The following is a 20,719-nucleotide window of genomic DNA, read 5'->3' as shown; positions in this document are numbered from 1 at the left end:
CCCGCTCAGCGCTTGACCACCGCGTAGCGCTCCAGTGTGCGCTCCCGCGCGATGGCGTGGTCGACGACCGGGGTCGGGTAGTTCTGGCCCAGGCGCACGTCTGCTGCCACCAGCTCCAGCTCGGGCGCCTTCCAGGGGGCGTGGATCGCCGCGTCCGACAGCCCCGCCAGCAGGGGCAGGTAGCGGCGGATGAATTTGCCCTGGGGGTCGAACTTCTCGCTCTGCGTCACCGGGTTGAAGATGCGGAACCAGGGCTGGGCGTCGCAGCCGGTGGAGGCCGCCCACTGCCACCCGCCGTTGTTGGCCGCCAGGTCGAAGTCGATGAGCTTTTCGGCGAAGTAGCGCTCGCCCCAACGCCAGTCGATGCCCAGATCCTTCACCAGGAAGCTGGCCACCACCATGCGCAGGCGGTTGTGCATGTAGCCGGTCTGGTTGATCTGGGCCATGGCCGCATCCACCAGCGGGTAGCCGGTGCGGCCTTCGCACCAGGCGGCGAACAGCGCCTGTGCGTGTTTCCCGTGCTCGAAGCGCACTTTGTCGTACTCGGGCCGGAAGGCACCGCCCACCACGTGCGGGAAGTTGGCCAGGATCTGGTGGTAGAAGTCGCGCCAGATCAGCTCCGAGAGCCAGGTGCTGGCGCCCTTCATGTCCTGCAGGTGCATCTGCCAGGCCAGCGAGGCCAGCTGGCGCACCGACACCGTGCCGAAGCGCAGGTGCACGCTCAGGTAGCTCGGGCCCTTGACGGCGGGGAAATCGCGCGCCGTGTCGTAGCGCTCGATGCGGTCCACGAAGTCTGCCAGCAGGGTCTGGGCACCGCTGGCGCCGGTGGGCATGGGCAGCTTCGACAGGTTGGTGGTCTCGAAGTCCAGATCGGAGAGCCGGGGCAGCGGCCCATCCATTGCCTCGGGCAGCGGCGCGAGGGCCGGCGCGTACTTGTCGACCGGATAGGCCTTGAGGAAAAACGGATCGATCTTGCGCAGCCAGGCGTTCTTGTAGGGCGTGAACACGCCGAACGGCTGACCGGCCTGGGTCAGCACCTCGCGGCGCTCGAAGATCACGTGGTCCTTGTGGCTGTGCAGCATGACGCCGGCGTGCGCCAGCGCACCCAGCACCTGGGCATCGCGCGCCAGGGCCGCGGGCTCGTCGTCGTGGTTGGTGAACACCGCCTGCACGTGCAGCTGCCGGGCCAGTCGCGGGATGTCCTCACGCGCCGCGGCATGCCGCACGATGAGGCCGGTGCGCTCGCGACCGTGGCGGGCACCCATGGCGCGCAGTTCGGCATCGAGTTCGAGCACGCTGGCGTGGATGAACTCCACCCGCCGGTCGGCGCGTGGCAGCGGGTCGAGGATCTCGGTGTCGAACACGAACACGCACCAGACCTGGCGGCAGTGCTTGAGCGCATGGTGGAGGGCGGCGTTGTCCTGCACCCGCAGGTCGCGCCGGAACCACATCAGTCCTCTGTCGTAGCGTGTCATCGGGGGCTGTTCGGTGAGGGCGGAGCGGGCACGGCCCGCCGCTTAAAATTGCGCCATGTCTGTGGATTCTGCCCCGATCAATCTCACCAATCACTTCCTGATTGCAATGCCCGGGCTGAACGACGAGCTGTTCGGCCGCAGCGTGGTGTTCATGTGCGAACACAGCGAGCGCGGCGCGCTCGGACTGGTCATCAACAAGCCCTCCGACATCCTGCTTCCAGGCCTGTTCACCAAGGTCGACCTGGTGCTGGGCCGCGACGACCTGCGCGACCAGCCCGTGTTCCAGGGCGGTCCGGTGCAGACAGAGCGCGGTTTCGTGCTGCACGAGGCCATCGATGCGGGCGAGGGCGAATCGGTCTATGCGTCCACTCTGACGATTCCCGGCGGGCTGGAAATGACGACCTCGCGCGATGTGCTCGAAGCCATCGCCTCGGGCGCGGGGCCACGCAAGGTGTTCGTCTCGCTCGGTTATGCCTCCTGGGGCGAAGGCCAGCTCGAATCCGAGATCACCGAGAACAGCTGGCTCACGGTGGCCGCCGACCCGGCGCTGATCTTTGACACGCCGGTGGCGCAGCGTTACGAAAAGGCGATGGCGCTGCTGGGCCTGGCGCCCTGGATGCTGTCACCCGATGCCGGACACGCCTGACGCCATGGACGTGCCGGCCGCCTGCCAGACGTTTCTGGCCTTCGACTTCGGGCTCAAGCGCACCGGCGTGGCCAGCGGCAACCGCCTGACACGCACCTCAACGCCGCAGGCCACCATCGCCGCCGAAGGCGACGCGCGTTTCGTGAAAATCGCCGAGCGCATCAAGGAATGGCAGCCCGACGCGCTCGTCGTCGGCGTGCCCTTCCACCCCGACGGCGCACCCCACGAGAACACCTTGCGCGCACAGAAGTTCGCGCGCCGGCTGCGCGGCCGCCACGGCCTGCCGGTGTACGAGGTCGACGAACGCTACTCGACAACCGAGGCCCATGCACTGGGGGCCAAGGACGCCGATGCGGCCAGCGCCTGCATCATCCTGGAACAGTTTCTGAGGAGCCTGACGTGACCCAAAACATCCAGCTCGACGCCGAGCTGCTCTACGCCGAGCTGCGCGAAGGCGTCCAGGCGCTGATCGCGGCCACCCCGCAACCGGTGGTGCTGGCCGGCATCACCTCGGGTGGCGCCTGGCTGGCCGAGCGGCTGCAGCGCGACCTGAAGCTGCCCGGCGACGCCGGCGTGATTTCGTCGTCGATGCACCGCGACGACTTTGCGCAGCGGGGCCTGTCGATCTCCGCGCAGACCGTGCTGCCCTACGAGGTCGATGGCGCCCACGTGGTGCTGATCGACGACGTGCTCTACACCGGTCGCACCCTGCGCGCGGTGATCAACGAGCTGTTCGACTATGGCCGGCCCGCGAGCGTGCAGCTGGCGGTGCTGGTCGACCGCGGCGGTCGCGAACTGCCCATCCAGGCCAATGTCTGCGCCGCCACCATGAGCCTGCCCGCCAACCAGTCGCTGGAGCTGGCGCGCGACGACGAGGGGCGCTTCCGATTCGTGCTGGAAACCAAGGAAAACTGACGTGCCACGCAACCCCCAGCTGAACAAGAACGGCGAGCTCATCCACCTGCTCTCCACCGAAGGCCTCCCGCGCGACATCCTCACCCACATACTGGACACCGCGTCCAGCTTCGTCAGCGTGAGCGACCGCGAGGTCAAGAAGGTGCCGCTGCTGCGCGGCAAGAGCGTGTTCAACCTGTTCTTCGAAAACAGCACGCGCACGCGCACCACCTTCGACATCGCAGCCACGCGCCTGTCGGCCGATGTCTACACCCTGGACATCGCGCGCAGCTCCACCGCCAAGGGCGAGTCGCTGCTGGACACCATCGCCAACCTCTCGGCGATGGCGGCCGACATCTTCGTGGTGCGCCACAGCGAGTCCGGCGCGCCCTACCTGATCGCCCAGCACGTGGCCCCGCACGTGCACGTGGTCAACGCCGGCGACGGCCGCCACGCGCATCCCACGCAGGGCCTGCTGGACATGTACACCATCCGGCACTACAAGAAGGACTTCACCCAGCTCTCGGTGGCCATCGTCGGCGACGTGCTGCACTCGCGTGTGGCGCGCTCCGACATCCACGCGCTGACCACGCTGGGTTGCCCCGACGTGCGCGTGGTCGGCCCGCGAACCCTGGTGCCCAGCGACCTCTCGCACCTGGGCGTGCGCGTGTGCCACACGCTGGAGGAGGGCATCAAGGGCTGCGACGTGGTCATCACCCTGCGCCTGCAGAACGAGCGAATGAGCGGTGCGCTGCTGCCGTCGAGCCAGGAGTATTTCAAGAGCTTCGGCCTGACCACCGAGCGCCTGCGCTGGGCCAAGCCCGACGCCATCGTCATGCACCCGGGACCGATCAACCGCGGTGTCGAGATCGAATCCGCCGTGGTGGACGGACCGCAGAGCGTGATCCTGCCGCAGGTCACCTTCGGCATCGCCGTGCGCATGGCCGTGCTCGGCATCGTGGCCGGGAACGAGGCATGAGCTTGAGGAAAGAGGCCGCTGCGCGTGCGCTCTGGAGCCCCGCGGTGCGCGGGCTGCACGCCTATGTGCCGGGTGAACAGCCCCAGGGCACAGGCTGGATCAAGCTCAACACCAACGAGTGTCCGTACCCGCCGTCGCCGCGCGTGCTCGAAGCGGTGCGCGAGGCGGCCGACGAACGCCTGCGCCTCTATCCGGACCCCACGGCGCTGGCACTGCGCCAGACCATCGCGGCGCGCTTCGGGCTGACGCCCGACCAGGTCTTCGTCGGCAACGGTTCCGACGAGGTGCTGGCCCACGCGTTCTGCGCCCTGCTGCGCCACGGCCGGCCGGTGCTGTTCCCTGACGTCAGCTACTCGTTCTACCCGGTGTACTGCGCGCTCTACGGCATCGAGCCGCAGCCGGTGCCGCTGGACGAAGCGTTCCGTGTGCGCGTGGCCGACTACCGGCGCGGCAACGGCGGCATCGTGCTGCCCAACCCGAACGCGCCGACGGGCATCGCACTGCCCCTGTCAGAACTGACCCAACTGCTCGAAGCCAACCCCGGCTCGGTGGTGGTGATCGACGAAGCCTATGTGGACTTCGGCGCCGACAGCGCCGTGACGCTGATTCAGCGTTTTCCGCAGCTGCTGGTGGTGCGCACGCTGTCCAAGTCGGCCGCGCTGGCCGGCCTGCGCGTCGGTTTCGCCATGGGCCATGTCTCGCTGATCGAAGCGCTGAACGTGGTCAAGGACAGCTTCAACTCCTACCCGCTGGACCGGCTGGCGCTGGTAGGGGCGCAGGCGGCCATCGAGGACGACGAGCACCTGCAGGCGCTGTCCGCCCGCATCACCGCCAGCCGCCGGTGGCTGGAGCAGCAGCTGGCCGGCATGGGCTTCGACTGCCTGCCGTCGAGCGCCAACTTCCTGTTCGTGCGCCACGCCAGCGCGCGCGCGGCCGACCTTTTCAGCGCCCTGCGCGAGCGCCGCATCCTCGTGCGCCACTTCAAACAGCCCCGCATCGACAACCACCTGCGCATCACCATCGGCACCCAGGCCGAATGCGAAGCCCTGGTCGACGCGCTGCGCCACATCCTGTCCATGTCCCCTTCCGCCGGGGCACCGATCTCCGCACCGATAGGCACACCATGAAGATCCTGATCCAGAACGGCCGCGTCATGGACCCGGCCAGCGGCCGCGACGAGCTGGCCGACATCGCGATTGCGGCGGGCCGCGTCATCGCCATCGGCAAGGTGGCGCCCGACTTTCACCCCAACCGCACCATCGACGCGTCGGGGCTGGTGGTTGCGCCGGGTCTGGTCGACCTGTCGGTGCGCTTGCGCGAACCCGGCCAGGAACACGCCGGCATGCTGGAGAGCGAGATGGCCGCGGCCGTGGCCGGGGGCGTGACCGCGCTGGTCTGCCCGCCCGACACCGACCCGGTGCTCGACGAGCCCGGCCTGGTGGACATGCTCAAGTTCCGCGCCGAGAAGCTGCACCAGTCGCGCGTGTTCCCGCTGGGCGCGCTCACGCGCGGCCTCAAGGGCGAGGTGCTGACCGAGATGGCCGAGCTGACCGAGTCGGGCTGCATCGGCTTCGGCCAGGCCGAGGTGCCGATCGTGAATTCGCAGGTGCTGCAGCGCGCGCTGCAGTACGCCGCCACCTTCGGCTACACCGTGTGGCTGCGCCCGCAGGACTACTGGCTCGGCAAAGGGGTGGCCGCCAGCGGGCCGCTCGCCACCCGCATGGGCCTGGCCGGCGTGCCGGCCGCGGCCGAGACCATCGCGCTGCACACCCTGTTCGAGCTGCTGCGCGGCGTGCACAAGAGCAGCCAGTCGGCCGGCGAGAAGGGCGTGCACGTGCACCTGTGCCGCATCAGCAGCGCCGCCGGCCTCGACCTGGTGCGCCAGGCCAAGGCCGAGGGCCTGCCGGTGAGTTGCGATGTCAGCGTGCACAACCTGCACCTGACCGACGTGGACATCGGCTTCTACGACAGCCGCATGCGCCTGCAACCGCCGCTGCGCCAGCAGCGCGACCGCGAGGCCCTGCGCGCGGGGCTGGCCGACGGCACCATCGACGCGCTGGTGTCCGACCACAACCCGGTGGACGCCGACGCCAAGGTGCTGCCCTTTGCGGAGGCTGAGCCGGGCGCCACCGCGGTGGAACTGCTGCTGGGCCTGGCGGCGAAGTGGGCGCAGCAGGACGGCCTGGGCCTGATGCAGGCGCTGGCCGCGCTCACCAGCGGTCCGCAGACCGTGCTGGGGGGGGCGCTGGGCACGCTGCAGCACAGCGTGGGCCAGATCAGCGTCGGTGGCGCGGCCGACCTCTGCCTGTTCGACCCCAACGCCAGCTGGGCGGTGGCCCCGGCCGCCTTGCGCAGCCAGGGCAAGCACACGCCGTTCGAAGGCCACGAGATGCCGGTGCGGGTGCGCGCCACGCTGGTGGCCGGCCAGGTGGCCTACGAGGCGGCGCGGGCCGTGGCGTGAGCGGCCGGCGTCGTCCGGTCATGGCCGCGGGGTGGCGCATCCTGCGCGCCCTGGGCCACGTGCTGCGCGGCCTGTGGACCATCCGCAGCGAGTTCGGAAAGCTCACGCCCGAGGCCACCGACCTGCTGGTGCGCGAGTGGACCCGGCAGATGCTGGACATCCTGGGTGTCACGCTGCAGGTGCGCGGCACGCCGCCGGCGCACGGCCCCCTGCTGGTGGTGGCCAACCACATCTCCTGGCTCGACATCCTGGTGATGAACGCGGCGCGACCGTCGCACTTCGTGTCCAAGGCCGACGTCAAGGCCTGGCCGGTGATCGGCGCGCTGGTGACCGGCGCGGGCACGCTCTACATCGAGCGCGAGAGCCGTCGCGATGCGATGCGTGTGGTGCACAAGATGGCCGAGCACCTGCGCGGGGGCGACATCCTGTCGGTGTTCCCCGAGGGCACGACCGGCGACGGCCAGATCCTGCTGCCCTTCCACGCCAATCTGATCCAGGCCGCCATCGCGGCCGAGGCTCCCGTGCTGCCGGTGGGGCTGAGCTATGTCGATCCGGTGCACGGCCGGCGACACGACGCGCCGCTGTTCATCGGCGACACCACGCTGCTGCAGTCGCTGTGGAACACGCTGCGCGCCACCGACGTGGTGGCGGTGGTGCACTACGGCGAGCCTCAGCGCGCCCAGGGCCGCGACCGCCGCAGCTGGGCGCAGGACCTGCGCGATGCTGTGACCGCACTGCGCGAGGGCTGATTTTTCTTACTTCGCCTTCGCGCGCGCCAGCATCAGCTCGGTATTGGTCTTGCGGTCGGCGTTGACCTTCTGCACCGCGGGCCGCTCGCCGAGGCGCTTGAGGTAGTCGCGCACCGGAAGGTCCGCCAGCACGTCCTTGCCGTAGATGATCTTGCTGGCGCTGCTCACCAGCGGCAGGTGCACCGCGGCCCCCACGTCGGCCAGCGTGAATTCGGGACCGCCGATGAAGGACGGGAAGCTTGCCAGCTTCGCGAAGGCAGCCACGTTCTTCTCCAGCTGCTGGCCGGCCTTTTCCTTGGCGGCGTCGCTGACCTTGCCACCGAAGAAGGCCTCGGGGTAGAGGTTGCGCGCCACCAGCTCCAGATGCAGCTCGATGAAGCGCAGCAGTTCGCGCGCCTTGGCGGCGGCGAACGCGTCGGCCGGCAGCAGCGGGTGCTCGGGGTACTTCGCCTCCAGGTATTCGAGGATCACGGTCGACTCGCACAGCGGGCCTTCATCGGTCTTGAGGTAGGGCACCTTGCCCAGCGGGCTGGCGGACAGATCGGACTGGCCGACCCAGACCAGTTCTTCTTCGAACGGCACGCCTTTTTCGAGCAGGGCGAGCTTGACCTTGTTGTAGTAGTTGCTGGCTGAGAAGCCGCAGAGGGTGAGCATGGGGTGTCTCCTGAGGGTGGGTCGAACGTCGGCATCGTAGGGCCGCGGGCTGGCCGGCATGCGTCGCCAACCGGACCGCGCTGTTACCATCGCCCGATGCCGTTCCTGCGCCTGCGTCGCCGTTTTGCCGCCTGGCTGGCCATCGTGGCCATGCTGCTGGGTGCGCTCGCGCCGACCATTGCTCAGGCCCGGATGGGCGGCAGCGAGCGGGCCGACTGGCTGGAGATATGCACCACGACCGGCATGGTCTGGGTCCAGGCCGATGCCGGTGAGCGGTCGCAGAAGACCGACGGGCAGCCCTACGGCGCCGATGCCAGCCCGCACTGCCCCTGGTGCACCCTGCACAGCGGGGCCAGCGGCCTGCCACCGGTGCAGGCTGTCACCGTGGTGCCGGTTCCCCCGGCCGAACAGCCGCCCGCGTTCTACCGCGCACCCCTGACCGACACGGTCTGGGCGACCGCCCGCTCCCGGGCGCCCCCGCTGAGCCGCTGAAGTCCCGCGCCGTGGCGCGCCCCCACGCGGGGCCCGCCCTCGCATCCGGCCGGCTTCGCGCCCCCGCGTCCCCTTTCTCGTCCCGTCCCATCCGGCGCCCCGGCGCCATCCCTCGTTCGTCATCCCAGGAGTTCCCATGAAATACCTCATCAGCATCGCCCTCATCGCCGCCTCGGCCGGCGCCCTGGCCCAGTCCTCCGTCGAGATCAAGGACCCTTGGGTCCGCGCCACCGTGGCACAACAGAAGGCCACCGGCGCTTTCATGCAGCTGACCGCCAAGGCCGACAGCAAACTGGTCGAGATCAAGTCACCGGTCGCCGGTGTGGCCGAGATCCACGAGATGGCGATGGACAACAACGTCATGAAGATGCGCCAGGTCCCCGGCCTGGCGCTGCCGGCCGGCCAGCCGGTCGAGCTCAAGCCCGGCGGCTACCACGTGATGCTGCAGGACCTGAAGGCCCAGGTGAAGGAGGGCGACGTGGTGCCGGTCACGCTGGTGTTCGAAGGCAAGGACGGCAAGCGCGAGACGGTGGAGGTCAAGGCCCCGGTCAAGCCGATCGCGGCCATGCAGGGCATGGCCGGCAAGCCCGCGCCGGCCGCCGGGCACAAGCACTGACCACAGGCCGTCGAAGCCTGATGAACCTCCTGTCCTGGCACCACCTGTCCCGGCGCCTGTCGGGCGGCTTGGTGGCCGCACTGATGCTGGCCACGCTGGCGCCCGCGGTGTCGCGCGCGGTGGCCTCGGGTGTCCCGCAGGACAGGCTGAACTGGGTGGCGCTGTGCACCGCGCAGGGCATGCAGTGGGTGCTGGCGAGCGAACTGGGCAGAGGCCCGGCAGCCACGCCGGACAGCGTAGGCGCCACCGCGCTCGATCTCTGCGGCCACTGCACACTCGCCGCCGAGCGCTTTGCACCCCTGCTGCCCGGCAAGCCCTTGACGGCCGCCGGGACGCCGGGCTGGCCCACTCCCTGGTTTCTCTCCACCGAACTCCGTTCCGCCGAGGCGCCGTGCGCCGCGGCGCGCGGTCCTCCGCTCCCGGGCTGATGCACCGGCGGGCCGAGGCCCGCCCCCGTGGGCCAGGGCGCAGCGGAGCACCCGGCCTGGTGAAGTCTGTTTCCGGAGTTGTGATGTCGAATCCCGTGAAGGAACCGGTGCGCCTGTCCGCCGGTCAAGAACTGTTCAAGGCCGGCGCCACCAGCGCCCTGTGGCGTGTGCTCGAAGGCACGGTGCGCCTGGACCGCGAGAGCGGCCCCTCGCGTCTGGCGGTGCTGATCGCACTGCCGGGCGATCTGGTGGGCATCGAATCCTTGTGCGATCAGCCCTGTCCGTTCACTGCCAGCGCCTTCACCGACTGCCGGCTGGCGCCAGTGCCCGTGCCCAGTGAGACCGACCGCGAGTCCCTGCTGCGCGAGGCCCTGTTCCAGCAACAGATGCGCAGCCAGGACATGGCCACACTGCGCACCGGCAACGTGCTCTCGCGGCTGGCCTGCCTGCTTCAGCTCCTGGGCCTGCCCTGGCAGAGCGCCCAGGAGGTCGACGGGGCGCGCGCGGATGCGCTGCGTTCGGCCCTGCCGGCCCTGCGCGAGCTGGCCCAGATGGTGGATGCCCAGGCCGAGACCGTGTGCCGCGGTCTGGCCCAGCTGCTGCCCCCGCGCCGCCGCAAGAGTGGTCCGGTCCGCGCCCATCCGCTGCCCCTGGTGTCGTCGGAGGGGCTTGCGCCCTGGGTGCCGCCGTCCATGGCGGGGGGGGCCCTGTCATGAACCGCCGGCCACTGGGCCGGGCGGTTCCTCACACGCGCAGCAGGCTCAGTCCAGCGTCCCGCCCACGCGCTGCAGATCGCCCCGGCCGCGCCACTGCAGCGCCGTGGCCAGCAGGCCGCGCACGGCGCCCACCTGGGTGTCGAGCGGGAGCGCGAAGGCCCCGGGGCGCTCCGCGACCTGCTCGGGCAGCCAGGGCAGATGCACGAAACCGGCCTGCACGCTGCGCCGCCGCCGCAGGGCGTGCATCAGGCCATAGAACAGGTGGTTGCAGACGAAGCTGCCGGCGCTCAGCGACTCGGCCGCCGACACGCCGTCGGCCTGCAGCGCCGCCACCATCGCCTTGACGGGCAGGCGGCTGAAATAGGCCGTCGGGGCACCCGGTACCACCGCCCGGTCCAGCGGCTGCACGTCTGCGTTGTCCGGGATGCGTGCGTCGTCCCGGTTGACGGCGATGCGCTCCACCGTCACGGCTTCTCGCCCGCCCGCCTGGCCGAGGGCGATCACCAGGGCCGGCCGCTGGGTCGCCAGCGCCTGTTCCAACGCAGCGATGGCCTCGCCGAACACACAGGGCAGCACGAGAGAGGTCACCGGCCAGCCACCGATGTGCTCGCCGTGCAGTGCGTGCGCGACGAGTGCGCTGGGGTTGACGCGTTCGCCACCGAACGGCTCGAATCCGGTGAGCAGGATGGAGGGTGGGGTCCGGGCACCCGCCACGGGGTGCCTCAGCGCAGGTGCACGCCCGGCGCCGGCGGTGTGGTGGCCGAGGCGCCGCGCTCGAAGGTGACGACGTGGTCCACCTCGGCCCGGATGCCGATCCACTCACCGATGGCGTGGTTGTGGTGCGAGGGCACGTGGGTCATCAGCGTCTCGCCGCTGGACAGGCGCAGCGTGTAGAGGAACTCCGAGCCCCGGAAGGCCTTGCGCAGGATCTGCGCCTTCACCGGCGCGGCGTCGTCGTGCACGATGTCGTCGGCGCGCAGCAGCACGTCGCACAGGCCGGCCTCGTAGGCCGTGGGCAGCGGACATTCTTCGACGTCCAGCAGCGCACCCATCGGCGTCTGCACGATGACCTCGCCGGCCACCTGCTGGATCTGCGCCGGGGCGAACACGCCGTGGCCGATGAACTCGGCCACGAAGCGGGTGGCCGGCCGGTGGTAGAGCGCGTAGGCGTCGTCCCACTGGTGCAACCGGCCTTCGTGCATGACGCCGATCAGGTCGCCGATGGCAAACGCCTCCAACTGGTCGTGCGTGACAAACAGGGCGGTCGCGCCGGCCGCCTTGAGGATCCCGCGCACCTCGTGCGCCAGCCGCTCGCGCAGGTCGACGTCGAGGTTCGAGAAGGGCTCGTCCAGCAGCAACAGGCGCGGGCGCGGCGCCAGTGCGCGGGCCAGCGCCACACGCTGCTGCTGGCCGCCGGAGAGCTCGTGCGGGTAGCGCGCCTGCATGCCGTCCAGACCCACCAGCGCCAGCACCTCGGCCACGCGCTGCTCGCGCTCGGCGCGCGGCAATCGGGCGATGCCGAACGCCACGTTGCGGCCGACGTCCAGGTGCGGGAACAGCGCGTAGTCCTGAAACACCATGCCGATGCGCCGCTTCTCAGCGGGCACGTGCAGCGAGGCGTCGCTGACAGTCTCGCTTTCCAGAGTGATGCTGCCGGAGTGGGCCCGCTCAAGCCCGGCCACGGCGCGCAACAGGGTGGTCTTGCCGCAGCCCGAGGGACCGATCAACACGCCGATGTCGCCCGCGCGCAGGCCCAGCGTGACGCTGTCCACCGCGGGGTGGGACGAGCCGGGGTACTGGACGCTGAGCTGGCTGACCTGGAGGAACATGGTGGTCCATTGTAGATAACTACAATTCTCATTTGTGTTGTCCCGCATTACCTCCACCGTTGGTCTGCTGCTGCTGGCCCTGGCGCTGACCTTGCCGGTGCTGGCGCTGCTGGCGTCGTGGTCCCAGTTCGACGCCGCGGCGCGCGAGGTGCTCGCGGAAATGTCGCGCACCGTGTTGCCGGACTACACCGCCACCTCGCTGGTGCTGTGCCTGAGCGTGGCGCTGGGAGTCGCAGTGGTGGGCATGGCCACTGCCAGCGCGGTCACCCTGTTCGACTTCCCGGGGCGGCGCGTGTTCGAGTGGGCGCTGCTGCTGCCGCTGGCCATGCCGGCCTACGTCGTGGCCTACGCCTACACCGACTTCCTGCAGTTCAGCGGCCCGCTTCAGGTGTGGATGCGCGAGAGCTTCGGTCTGCGCGGGCGGGTGTTCCCCGAAATCCGCAACACCGCCGGCGCGGTCTGGGTCTTCACTTTTTCGCTCTACCCCTATGTCTACCTGCTGGCGCGCACGGCGCTGACCGAGCGCGCGGCGCAGCTGATGGAAGCGGCCCGGCTGCTGGGCGCACCGCTGTCGCGCCGCATCCGCGAGGTGGCGCTGCCGCTGGCGCGCCCGGCGGTGGCGGCCGGCGTGGCGCTGGCGCTGATGGAGACGCTGGCCGACTACGGCGTGTCCAGCTACTTCGGCATCCAGACCTTCACCGCCGGGATCTACAAGGCCTGGCTGGCCATGGACATGCCGTTGGCTGCGGCGCAGCTGGCCACCATGCTGCTGGCGCTGGTGGCGCTGCTGCTGTGGCTCGAGCGCCGGGCCCAGCAGCGCATGCGCTTTGCCTCGCTGCGCGGCCAGCGCGCCGGCAGCGCCGATGCGCAGCCGGTGCGCCTGGCAGGGGGCCGGTCGGCGCTGGCCTGGCTGGCCTGCGCGCTGCCCATCCTGTTCGGTTTCGTGCTGCCGGTGCTGTTCATGCTGCGTCCGCTGATCGGTGGCTGGGACGAGCTCCCTTGGACCTCGTTCGTGCAGTGGGCTGGCAACAGCGTGCGCCTGGCCGCCATCAGCGCGGCGGCGGCCACGGTGCTGGCGCTGTTGCTGGCGTTCGCCGTGCGCACCCGGCCCGGCGTGCTGACCCGCGGTGTGGTGCAGCTGGCGGGCCTGGGTTATGCGGTGCCGGGCGCGGTGATCGTGGTCGGTCTGCTGCTGCCGGTGGGCTGGGCGCAGAAGGCCTTCCCCGAGGGCAGCATCGGCTACTGGGTGACAGCGACCGTGCTGGGCATCGTCTGGGCCTATCTGGTGCGCTTCACGGCCGTGTCCTTGCAGTCGGTGCAGAGCGGCTACGCGCGCGTCCCCGCCAGCCTGGACGACTCGGCGCGCATGCTGGGGACTACCGGCGCCGCACTCGCGCTGCGCGTGCACTGGCCGCTGCTGCGGCGCACGACGGCCGCCGCGGCGCTGCTGGTGTTCGTGGACGTGATGAAGGAGCTGCCCGCCACCCTAGTGCTGCGGCCCTTCAACAGCGACACCCTGGCGGTGGTGGCCTACCAGCTGGCGCGCGACGAGCGTCTGGGGGAGGCGGCGCTGCCGGCCCTTACGCTGGTGCTGGTGGGGCTGGTGCCGGTGATCATGCTGTCGCGCACGCTGCGCCAGCGCTGACTGGTACCACCAACAGGAATCGAACCTGTATCTAGCGCTTAGGAGGCGCTCGTTCTATCCATTGAACTATGGCGGCGGCAGAGAGCCCGCATTGTATGTGCGGCGCAGGGCCCGATCAGTCGTAGCGGTGCGTGAAGATCAGGTCGACTGCGTTCTCGGTCCCGGCCCTTGCGCGCAGGGTCAGGCGGCGCGAGAGGTCGTACAGGATGGACACCGTGCTCATGGCGCCGGCCAGGCTTTGTTCATAGCTCAGGTAGAGGTCGCTGGAGAGGCGCTTTCCCAGCGTGAGGGCTGCGCCGGTGGTGGTGCCATCGGCATTGGTGCCCGAGCCCGAGAAGCCGATTTCGTCGATGCCCAGCGTGCGCGCCAGCGCGCCGTCCAGCGGCTCGCCGCCGCTCGAGAGCAGGCGCCGAGCCGCCTGCTGCAGCACGAAGGCCTGGGCACCCGCGGCCGAGGCCGGGCGGCCGAGCACCAGCCAGGCCAGCTTGTCGCCATCGGGCAGGTCCGGGTCGGCGAACAGGGACACGCGCGGGGCCTGGGCGTTGCCACTGAGCTGCACGCCCACGCGCTGGTTGGTGTTCTCCGGCAGCACGCGCACGGCGCGGATGTCCAGCGCCGGATCGTCGTAGGGGCCGGTGAACCGCAGCACGCCCGACTCGATGCGCAGCTTCTGGTCGTAGGCGCGGTAGGTGCCATTGACCGTGCGCACCTCGCCCAGCACCCGCGGCGTCGGCAGGGCGGGCGTGGCGCGCACGCTGAGCTGTCCTTCCAGCCGCGCTTCCAGGCCCTGGCCGCGCACCTCGAATTGCGGCCCCAGGTCCAGTGTGACCGAGACGTCCGGCTGCACGCGCTGGCCGGTGCCGGCGGGCACCGGCAGGTCGCGCGTGCTGCGCACCACCACGTCGTCGCCCAGGCTGGGCGTGCTTTCGTCGGGCAGGATGAACAGGGCCGAGTCGGCCCTGAGCTGGCCGCGCAGCTGCAGCAGGCGGCCGTCCAGCGTGGCGCTGGCATCGCCCGAGAGCGTGAGGCGGCGGTCGGGACGGCTGGAGATCCGCAGCCGCTGTGCCTGCGCCTTCAGCTCGATGTAGGGCTGGCGCAGCAGGCTGCCCGGCACGCTGCGCCACTCGGCCTGGCCGCTGGCTTCCAGCGTGCCGCCGCTGGCCGCGCCCCCCGGGCCCTGAAGACTGAAGCGATCGACGCGGATGCGCTCGCCAGCGAGGGTGGCGCGCAACTGCCCGTTGGTGAACGCGATGCCGTCGACGACGGAGCGCAGCGCCAGCTCGTCGGCCTGCAGGTTGCCGGTCCATGCGGGCGATCCGCGCGTGCCGCCCAGTCGGGCGTCGGCGCTGAGCGTGCCCTGCATGCGCCAGCCGGGCGGCGCCAGCAGCGACCACACGCCGACCTGCGGCAGCCGCACCTGCGCCGAGCCGCTGAGGGGCGCGTTGGCGGGCCACCAGCGTTCGAGCGGGTCGTCGCTGCCCGCGCTCCCGCTGCCGAGTGTGCTGGAGAGGTCTGCGCTGGCCTGGCCCAGGCGCTCGGTGTCCCAGCGCAGCGCCGCCTGCACCCGCCGGTCCTGCACGTTCAGGCTCAGGCGCGCGTCCCGCACCCCGGCCGACAGGGGCGCCTCCGGGCCGCCGTTGCCGCCGTTCCAGCGCAGATCGCCGCTGCGCCGCTGCAGGCTGGCGGCCAGGGTGAGCGTGTCGGCGGCGTTCGCCGGCAGGCGCAGGTCCCAGTCGCCGTCGAGCACCAGGTCGCCGCCGAGGCCGTTCGAGGCCAGAGGGGACGGCGGCGCCTGCCCCAGGGCCGCGAAGGCTTCCAGCCAGGGCAGCGACAGACCCTGCAACCGGCCCCGTGTGTCCAGGGTGTCGGCCTGCCACACCAGACGCTGCCAGTCCAGGGTCAGTGGGGTGTCGGGCGCGGTCGCCGTGCCGGGCAGGGGGCTCAACGCCAGCGCGCCGGTGCCCGCGTCCAGGGCCGGACCCGCGGTCGGGTCCAGGGTCCACGCCAGCCGCAGCGGGGTGGTGTTGGCCAGCCGCCAGCCGGGCACACGGGCCGACGCCGGCTCGGGGCCCAGGCGCAGCTGCAGGCGGGCGAGGTCGAGCCGGCCGCTGGCGAGGGCGATGCCCAGCTGGCCACCGGCGTCCAGGCCCAGGCGCCAGCCTCCGGTGGTGGCAGCGCCGGCGGCGGTGAGGGCGAGGGCGTCCAGCGGGCCGTTGGCGTTCAGCACCACGCCGTCGAGGCGCAGCGGTGCGGCGCCGTCACCGCCCTGCCAGCCGAGACCGGGCAGGTTCAGTGTGGCTTGCAGCCGGGGCGGTGGGACCGAGGCCGGTGTGGACGCTGTGGCGGGTGCCGGCCAGCCCAGCGCGGCCAGGCCGCCCGACCACTGCAGCCGGGCGTTGACGCCGTTGTCGACGCGCAGCCGGTCCAGCGAGGCCAGCGCATCGCGCGCCGACGCGCTCCACACCGGCAGGCTGCGCAGGCCGCGCACCCAGTCGAGCAGGCGGGACGGGTTGTCCAGCCGCGCGCGCAGTTCGCCCTGTCCGCTGCCGTGGGCCGCCTGGCCGTCCCAATCCAGCCGCGCCCCGGGCAGGTCCAGGCCCCAGCGGCCCTGCAGGCTGCGCTGAGCCGGTTCCAGCCGGCCCTGGCCCTGCAGCCGCGCGCCCACCGCAGCCAGCTGCGCCTGCAGGTCGATGGCACCGGCCGGCGCGGGAGCGGGCGCGGCGCGCGCGCTGGCGCTGCCGTCGAGCACGCCGGGTGGCAGGGTGCTCCACAGCCGTGTGGCTTGCACGCCTTTGGCCTGCAGCTCGCCCTGCCAGTCGGTGAGGGCCGTGGCGCCCGCTCCACCCGCCGTGCCCAAGGCGAACGAGGCCTGGCCCTGCAAGGTGCCGCCGCCCAGCCGCGCCTGCAGTGCGCTGACGGTCCAGCGGTCGCCAAGCTGCCGCACGTCGGCCTGCAGTTGCTGCAGTGGCAGGCCGCGCTGGTCGGCGGGGCCCTCGCGGGCGTTGTCCAGCTGCACCCGGGCGCGCCAGCCGTCGCCGTCGGGCTGCGCCTTCAACTGCCCGCTCAGCGCCGTCACCGGCGCGGTGGGCCAGAGCAGGGCGAGGTTGAGCGCGCGCGCGTTCGCGTCGGCGCTGTGCAGGGGCTGGTCGGCCCAGGGCAGGACACGGGCGGTGAGCGACAAGGTGGTGGCGTCCGGACCGGTGGCACCGTCGGCGGGCTGTGCCTGGGCCCGGATGTCGAGCGCCGCGCCCACGCCGGCCAGCGTGCCGCTGACGCTGGCCGCGGCGTGCAACGACAGGGTGGTGCCGTCGGGCACACGGCCGCGCACCTCGCCTTGAAGCGCCAGCGCCAGGGGCAGCGGCGCCTGCGCGCCCAGGTTGAGCTGCCCGCGGTAGCGCCCCTCGGCCCACTGCAGCGAATCGAGTCGCAGCCGGTGCGCGGCGTTCACGCCCGGTGTGTCGGGCAGGGTGGGCGCCTCCGTGGGCGTGGACAGCGCGGCGTAGCGGTAGTGCCCGACGATCTCCGAGGCGCTGAGCGCCTGCCGGCCCGTGAGCTCGAACTGGTCCACCGAGAACCCCAGGCTCAAGGGCAGCGGCAGGCTGAGGTCGGTCGGCGGCTCGCTTGGCGTGGGTGACCGCTGGTCGTCCACCCGCAGGCTGCGGATGGCCAGCGACGGGATGTGCAGGCCCCGGCCGCGCAGCGCGTCGGTCCACAGCGCGTCGCCCCACTGCAGGGACACGCCTTCGGCCTGCACCGAGAAGCCGTCCTGCGACCACCGCAGCGTGCCGATGCGCCCACCGCCGCGCAGGCTGCCTTCGACGCTCTCGGTGTGCAGGCGGCCTGGTGATGCGCTCGCCTGCTGGGTCCAGCGTTCGGCCCAGCCCAGGGCCCGCGCAAGCGAGCCGGGCGTGTCGGCCCAGAGCCAGAGCGCGACCAGCGCTGCGAGCAGCAGCACCAGTGCGCCGCCCGCCAGCCACAGCCCGGTCCGAACCACCGCCCGCATCAGAAACTGAACCCCACGTTGAGGTGGACGCGCAGGCGCTTGGGCCCCAGGCCGTAGGCCAGGTCCAGCTGCAGCGGCCCCACCGGGCTGTTGTAGCGCAGCCCGGCACCCACGCCCACCTTGGGGCTGGTGTGGGCGGGTTGGTTGGTCACGATGCCGGCGTCGGCAAAGAGCACGCCTTCCCAGTCGGTGCGCACGCCGCCGCGCCAGATCGGGCGCTGCCATTCGAAGCTGGCCACCGCCATGTAGCGCCCCGGCGCGACGCTGCCGTCGGCCTGGGGCACGCCGATGTCGCGCAGGCCGTAGCCGCGCACCGTGTTGTCGCCGCCGGTGAGGAACAGCTGCGTGTCGGGGATGCGGGCGGTGGTGTCGGCCAGCAGCGCGCCACCCTGCAGCCTCAGGGCGAGCCGGCCGTTGCGGCTGGGCGGCGGGGAGGTGCCGGGCTCCATGGGCGCCGTTCCGAGGCTGGGCAGGCGGTCCAGTGGCCAGTACGCCAGCCAGCGCGCCTGTGTGCTCAGAAACGGCTTGCGTTCGCTGCCCAGCGTGGTGCCGGCGCCCAGCGTCAGGCCCAGGCCGTACCCGCTCTGAGGGAAAGGCAACTGGTCGAAGCGGCGCCAGGTCCAGCCGTAGTTGACCGACACGGCCGCCTCGTTGCCGTCCGATGAAAGGCTGGCGAGCGCGGTGTTCACCGTGCGGGCGCGGTCGTACTGGACGAAGTAGCGCCGGTCCATGCGCGGGCTGTTCTGTGCCTTGCCCAGGCTCAGTCGCAGGCTGGAGACGGTGCTGTCGCCGTCGATCTGCCGCGCCAGGCGCCCGCCCGTGAGCCAGTGCCAGCCATCGTCCTCGACGGGCGCGCTCCAGTCGGTGGACAGCAGCTGGTCGTTGCGTTCGAGTTGCAGCTTGCTGCGCGCCTGCCAGCCCAGGAGGGGCATGCGCAGGTGCTGGTGCTCGGCCGAGAGGCGCGGTCCGTTGTTGGTGCTGCCGCCGATGCCCAGCACCACCTTCTGCAGCGGTGCCTCGCGCACCTGCACCACCACCGGCGCCGGGGTGCCGGGCTCACCCGCTTGATCCAGATCCACATAGGCGAACACCGAGCTGTAGTAACCGGTGTCGGCGATGTGCTGCTGCGCGTCCTGCAGGCGCGAGAGGCTGTAGTCGGCACCCGGGCGCAGGCCGGCCAGCCGCACCAGGCGCTCGACCGTGCGCGGGTCGTAGCGTTCGGCGCCCTCCACCCGCACGTCGCCGATCTGCACCGGTGCGCCGGAATCGAGTTCGATGTGCCAGTGCGCGGCATGGCCGATGGCGTCGATGTCGCTCAGGCTGTTGGCGATGCGCGCGCGCGGGTAGCGCTCGCTGCTGAGCAGGCGCAGGGTGTCCGACTTGGTGCGGTCCCAGGCCGCCTGTGAAAAAGTCTGTCCCACCGCCTGCTGGCTGCGGCGGCGCACGGTCTCACGCTGTTCCTCGGACCCTGCGTGGCTGGCGATGTCGCCGCTGAAATAGACCGCAGAGGACGTCACCCGGGTGGCCCGGCCGGGTTCGATGCGGATCAGCACCTCGCCCAGCGCCGGGCCGCCCGGCCGGCGGGTGACCTCCACCTCGGAAGAAAAGAAGCCCTGCGTGCCCAGCAACTGCCGCAGGTTGTCGGGTGCGGCAAGCAGCAGGCGGTCGAGCTCCCCGCTGTCGAGGTCCGTCAGGTGGCGGTAGCGCTGCAGCTCGATGTGGCGCAGGAGGAAGGCCTGCAGATCACCCGGCGCCTGCAGCGTGATTGCGAAACGCTCAGGCGCAGTGCGGGCGTCGCTGGTCTCCGGCGGGCCGCCGTGCCCGGGCTCCGCCGCCTGCAGCGGCAGGCCCGGGAGCAGCAGCGACAACAGACAAAAAAGCCGTGTGGAAGCCACACGGCGCCGGGGGGTGAGGGTCATGCAGGCTTATTTCGAGAGCATTCTCATCGTGTCTTCCAGCCCCTTGAGGGTCAGCGGGAACATGCGCTGCCCCACGAGTTGCTGGACGATGCTGATGCTCTGTCGATACTGCCACACGCCCTGAGGTTCCGGGTTGATCCAGGCGAATTTCGGGAACGCGTGTGTGAGCCGTTGTAACCACTCCGCGCCCGCTTCCTCGTTGTTGTATTCCACGCTGCCACCGGGCTGCAGGATCTCGTAGGGGCTCATGGTGGCGTCGCCCACGAAGATCAGTTTGTAGTCCTTGTTGTACTTGCGGATGATGTCCCAGGTCGGGAACTTTTCGGCGTAGCGGCGCTTGTTGTTCTTCCACATGTAGTCGTAGACGCAGTTGTGGAAGTAATAGAACTCCAGGTGCTTGAACTCGGCCTTGACGGCGGAGAACAGCTCCTCGACGCGCTGGATGTGTTCGTCCATCGTGCCGCCCACGTCCATCAGCAGCAGCACTTTCACGTTGTTGTGCCGCTCCGGAATCATCTTGATGTCCAGCCAGCCGGCGTTGGCGGCGGTCGCGCGGATGGTGTCGGGCAGGTCCAGCTCCAGATCGTGCCCCTCGCGCGCGAACTTGCGCAGGCGGCGCAGCGCCACCTTGATGTTGCGCGTGCCCAGCTCCTGCGTGTCGTCATAGTCGCGGTAGGCGCGCTGGTCCCAGACCTTCACAGCCGATTTGTTGCCACCCTTGCCGCCGATGCGGATGCCTTGCGGGTTGTGGCCGCCGTGGCCGAAGGGCGAGGTGCCGCCGGTGCCGATCCACTTGCTGCCGCCCTCGTGCCGTTCCTTCTGCTCTTCAAGCCGCTTCTTCAGCGTCTCCATCAGCTCGTCCCAGTCCATCCTGGGCGCGTTGGCCTTCTGCTCGTCGGAGAGGATGCGCTCCATCTCCTGGCGCAACCAGTCGGCGGGGATGGGCTTGCTGAAGTCCGCGATCATCTCCACGCCTTTGAAGTAGGCCGCGAAGGCGCGGTCGAACTTGTCGAAGTGCTTCTCGTCCTTGACCAGCGCGGTGCGGGCCAGGAAGTAGAAGTCGTCCATGGTGCAGGCCTCGGGGTTGGTCGGCCCGACCACGTCCGCTTTCAGCGCTTCGAGCAGCGTCAGGTACTCCTTGACCGAGACCGGCAACCTGGCCCCGCGCAAGGTGTAGAAGAAGTCGATCAGCATGTGAATCCTCCGTCGGACC

19 protein-coding genes and 1 tRNA gene are annotated in these 20,719 nt (G+C 70.8%); 12 read left to right on the top strand and 8 right to left on the bottom strand.

Annotated features, from left to right (window positions below; genetic code table 11):
• Nucleotides 1-5 precede the first annotated feature (5 nt).
• On the bottom strand, nucleotides 6-1,475 hold the full coding sequence (locus RCO38_RS11180; protein ID WP_308328388.1) for a cryptochrome/photolyase family protein: 1,470 nt from the start codon (nucleotides 1,473-1,475) through the stop codon (nucleotides 6-8).
• Nucleotides 1,476-1,530: 55 nt separating this feature from the next.
• Between RCO38_RS11180 and RCO38_RS11175 the strand changes: the two genes are divergently transcribed.
• Genes RCO38_RS11175 through RCO38_RS11145 form a run of 7 tightly spaced genes read left to right on the top strand, consistent with a single transcriptional unit; the run spans nucleotide 1,531 to nucleotide 7,204 of the window.
• Nucleotides 1,531-2,121, top strand: a complete 591-nt coding sequence (locus RCO38_RS11175; RefSeq protein WP_308328387.1) for a YqgE/AlgH family protein — start codon at nucleotides 1,531-1,533, stop codon at nucleotides 2,119-2,121.
• A complete protein-coding gene (gene ruvX / locus RCO38_RS11170) occupies nucleotides 2,105-2,524 on the top strand; it encodes a Holliday junction resolvase RuvX (protein WP_308328386.1) in 420 nt (139 codons plus the stop codon). The genes RCO38_RS11175 and ruvX overlap by 17 nt, the downstream gene beginning before the upstream one ends.
• Entirely contained in the window at nucleotides 2,521-3,036 is a 516-nt protein-coding gene (gene pyrR, locus RCO38_RS11165) for a bifunctional pyr operon transcriptional regulator/uracil phosphoribosyltransferase PyrR (RefSeq protein WP_308328385.1), read from the top strand. Before ruvX ends, pyrR begins: the two co-directional genes overlap by 4 nt.
• Nucleotide 3,037: 1 nt before the next feature.
• The gene (locus RCO38_RS11160) at nucleotides 3,038-3,994 is read left to right on the top strand and encodes an aspartate carbamoyltransferase catalytic subunit (protein ID WP_308328384.1); all 957 of its coding nucleotides are present in this window, start codon (nucleotides 3,038-3,040) and stop codon (nucleotides 3,992-3,994) included.
• A complete protein-coding gene (gene hisC, locus RCO38_RS11155) occupies nucleotides 3,991-5,121 on the top strand; it encodes a histidinol-phosphate transaminase (RefSeq protein ID WP_308328383.1) in 1,131 nt (376 codons plus the stop codon). The genes RCO38_RS11160 and hisC overlap by 4 nt, the downstream gene beginning before the upstream one ends.
• Nucleotides 5,118-6,455 (top strand): dihydroorotase, encoded by a 1,338-nt coding sequence (locus RCO38_RS11150; protein WP_308328382.1) that lies wholly within the window; start codon nucleotides 5,118-5,120, stop codon nucleotides 6,453-6,455. The genes hisC and RCO38_RS11150 overlap by 4 nt, the downstream gene beginning before the upstream one ends.
• A 20-nt stretch (nucleotides 6,456-6,475) precedes the next feature.
• Nucleotides 6,476-7,204 carry a lysophospholipid acyltransferase family protein gene (locus tag RCO38_RS11145; RefSeq protein WP_308328381.1) on the top strand — a complete coding sequence of 243 codons (729 nt, stop codon included), beginning with the start codon at nucleotides 6,476-6,478 and terminating at the stop codon, nucleotides 7,202-7,204.
• Nucleotides 7,205-7,210: 6 nt separating this feature from the next.
• On the opposite strand, the gene RCO38_RS11140 is transcribed toward RCO38_RS11145, so the two are convergent.
• Nucleotides 7,211-7,858, bottom strand: coding sequence for a glutathione S-transferase family protein (locus RCO38_RS11140; protein ID WP_308328380.1), 648 nt, complete (start codon nucleotides 7,856-7,858; stop codon nucleotides 7,211-7,213).
• A gap of 96 nt (nucleotides 7,859-7,954) precedes the next feature.
• Between RCO38_RS11140 and RCO38_RS11135 the strand changes: the two genes are divergently transcribed.
• The 4 genes from RCO38_RS11135 to RCO38_RS11120 all read left to right on the top strand — a co-directional run bounded on the left by RCO38_RS11135 (nucleotide 7,955) and on the right by RCO38_RS11120 (nucleotide 10,110).
• Entirely contained in the window at nucleotides 7,955-8,350 is a 396-nt protein-coding gene (locus tag RCO38_RS11135) for a DUF2946 domain-containing protein (protein ID WP_308328379.1), read from the top strand.
• 136 nt (nucleotides 8,351-8,486) lie between these two features.
• On the top strand, nucleotides 8,487-8,966 hold the full coding sequence (locus RCO38_RS11130; RefSeq protein ID WP_308328378.1) for a copper chaperone PCu(A)C: 480 nt from the start codon (nucleotides 8,487-8,489) through the stop codon (nucleotides 8,964-8,966).
• Between the two features lie 20 nt (nucleotides 8,967-8,986).
• On the top strand, nucleotides 8,987-9,394 hold the full coding sequence (locus RCO38_RS11125) for a DUF2946 family protein (RefSeq protein WP_308328377.1): 408 nt from the start codon (nucleotides 8,987-8,989) through the stop codon (nucleotides 9,392-9,394).
• A gap of 83 nt (nucleotides 9,395-9,477) precedes the next feature.
• Entirely contained in the window at nucleotides 9,478-10,110 is a 633-nt protein-coding gene (locus RCO38_RS11120) for a cyclic nucleotide-binding domain-containing protein (protein WP_308328376.1), read from the top strand.
• Between the two features lie 45 nt (nucleotides 10,111-10,155).
• On the opposite strand, the gene pcp is transcribed toward RCO38_RS11120, so the two are convergent.
• Both pcp and RCO38_RS11110 read right to left on the bottom strand, forming a co-directional pair.
• Complete coding sequence (pcp, locus tag RCO38_RS11115) at nucleotides 10,156-10,824, bottom strand: pyroglutamyl-peptidase I (RefSeq protein WP_308328375.1); 669 nt, start codon at nucleotides 10,822-10,824, stop codon at nucleotides 10,156-10,158.
• An 8-nt stretch (nucleotides 10,825-10,832) separates the two neighbouring features.
• Nucleotides 10,833-11,939, bottom strand: coding sequence for an ABC transporter ATP-binding protein (locus RCO38_RS11110; RefSeq protein ID WP_308328374.1), 1,107 nt, complete (start codon nucleotides 11,937-11,939; stop codon nucleotides 10,833-10,835).
• Between the two features lie 34 nt (nucleotides 11,940-11,973).
• Here RCO38_RS11110 and RCO38_RS11105 point away from each other — a divergent pair, with 34 nt between their 5' ends.
• Entirely contained in the window at nucleotides 11,974-13,584 is a 1,611-nt protein-coding gene (locus RCO38_RS11105) for an ABC transporter permease (protein ID WP_308328373.1), read from the top strand.
• Nucleotide 13,585: 1 nt separating this feature from the next.
• Here the strand turns inward: RCO38_RS11105 and RCO38_RS11100 are convergent.
• The 4 genes from RCO38_RS11100 to RCO38_RS11085 form a co-directional block, all read right to left on the bottom strand.
• Nucleotides 13,586-13,660, bottom strand: a tRNA-Arg gene (locus RCO38_RS11100).
• Nucleotides 13,661-13,699: 39 nt separating this feature from the next.
• Nucleotides 13,700-17,587, bottom strand: a complete 3,888-nt coding sequence (locus tag RCO38_RS11095) for a translocation/assembly module TamB domain-containing protein (RefSeq protein ID WP_308328372.1) — start codon at nucleotides 17,585-17,587, stop codon at nucleotides 13,700-13,702.
• Nucleotides 17,587-19,506 (bottom strand): autotransporter assembly complex protein TamA, encoded by a 1,920-nt coding sequence (locus RCO38_RS11090; protein ID WP_308328371.1) that lies wholly within the window; start codon nucleotides 19,504-19,506, stop codon nucleotides 17,587-17,589. Before RCO38_RS11090 ends, RCO38_RS11095 begins: the two co-directional genes overlap by 1 nt.
• Nucleotides 19,507-19,512: 6 nt before the next feature.
• The gene (locus tag RCO38_RS11085) at nucleotides 19,513-20,700 is read right to left on the bottom strand and encodes a vWA domain-containing protein (RefSeq protein ID WP_308328370.1); all 1,188 of its coding nucleotides are present in this window, start codon (nucleotides 20,698-20,700) and stop codon (nucleotides 19,513-19,515) included.
• Nucleotides 20,701-20,719: the final 19 nt, after the last annotated feature.

This window comes from Hydrogenophaga pseudoflava (assembly GCF_031020795.1).
In the GTDB taxonomy this organism is placed as follows: domain Bacteria; phylum Pseudomonadota; class Gammaproteobacteria; order Burkholderiales; family Burkholderiaceae_C; genus Hydrogenophaga; species Hydrogenophaga pseudoflava_A.
This window is presented reverse-complemented; position numbering and strand designations above follow the sequence as displayed.